Source organism: Methanoculleus chikugoensis (assembly GCF_900095385.1).
In the GTDB taxonomy this organism is placed as follows: Archaea; Halobacteriota; Methanomicrobia; order Methanomicrobiales; family Methanoculleaceae; genus Methanoculleus; species Methanoculleus chikugoensis_A.
On the sequence record NZ_FMID01000037.1, the window covers coordinates 1 to 1,228 of the forward strand.

At 63.5% G+C, this 1,228-nt stretch carries 1 protein-coding gene; it reads left to right on the forward strand.

All coding sequences use genetic code 11. The features are described from left to right. Positions 1-298: 298 nt before the first annotated feature. Complete coding sequence (locus L21_RS07525) at positions 299-973, forward strand: flavodoxin family protein (RefSeq protein ID WP_074369872.1); 675 nt, start codon at positions 299-301, stop codon at positions 971-973. Positions 974-1,228: the final 255 nt, after the last annotated feature.

Consider the following 1,228-nt stretch of genomic DNA (forward strand, 5'->3'; position numbering starts at 1 on the left):
AGGGGGGAGCATCCCCCTCCCCTGTCTCCACTCCTAAACTGATGTCTACAACCCCCACCCCACCCGGCCTTCGGCCTCCTCCCCGCCCCAAAGGGGCGGGGGCAGTCATGGCGATATCCCCATGATCCACTGTACGGGACTTTTCACGAACCCAAACGGTTCTGGCGATCACCTAAAGAGGCCAGGATCAACCAACTTCCATACGTTCGCGCACCGCCTCACAGAGGGGACTGCCTTCCGGGTTCTAAACTATTTTCCCGCGCCGGGGCCAACGCTTCCTTCCGGATGTGACAGAAGAGTGAAGATAACTGCAGTTGTGGGAAGCCCACGGGGGATGCGGAGCAGGACAAGAAAACTAGTGAACTTCGTGCTTGCCGGGGCAGAAGAGGCCGGTGCCGATATCGACCTCATCGATCTCGCCGACCTGCAGGTCACCCCCTGCACCGCCTGCGAGAGTTGCAGCCTGGACGGGACGTGCGTCTTTGCCGACGATCTCCCCGCCGCATACGACCGGATGCGGGATGCCGACGGGCTGGTGCTCGCCTCGCCGGTCTACGTCGACAACGTCAGCGGGCAGATGAAGGTCTTCATCGACCGGCTGGCGGACGCGATGCACTACCAGAACTTCGCCGGAAAATACGGCTGCAGCGTCGCGACCACCCAGGTCTCGGGAGGCGATGCGGTCACGGGCTACCTGAACCACGCGCTCAACTACCTCGGGGTGACGACGGTCGGGGGGATGAGCGTCGCACTCGATGACGACCCGGAGGCGCTCGACCGGGCGGAACCGGCGGCACGCGATCTCGGGCGGCAACTCGTCCTCGCCGTCAGGGACCGGCCGCGCCATCCCGATCAGGAGGCCCGGATGGCGGAGAACCGGAAGTACTTCGCCGAGATAGTGCGGGCGAACCGGGACTGGCGGCCGGACGGGTACGAACGGTGGGTGCGAGAGGGCTGGACCGGGGAGGAGTGAAGAGACCGGCAGTCATTAGATCGTCTCGCCGGTACCGTTGGTTCCGGACTGGACACGGGGAGCTGTATCTTGCTATAGAAGAGCGGAACTACCGGTTCTGCTGAAACCGTGTTCCATCTTCATCCTTTCCTGATGAGGTTAACGCTGGGCCCGGCTGTCCCTAGGATCAACCTTTTTCCTCGAACATCCCCATGCAGTGGACCGTGGGAGAATCGCCATTGGGGGTGGGGCTGGCGGGGAGGGGGCACGCCCCCT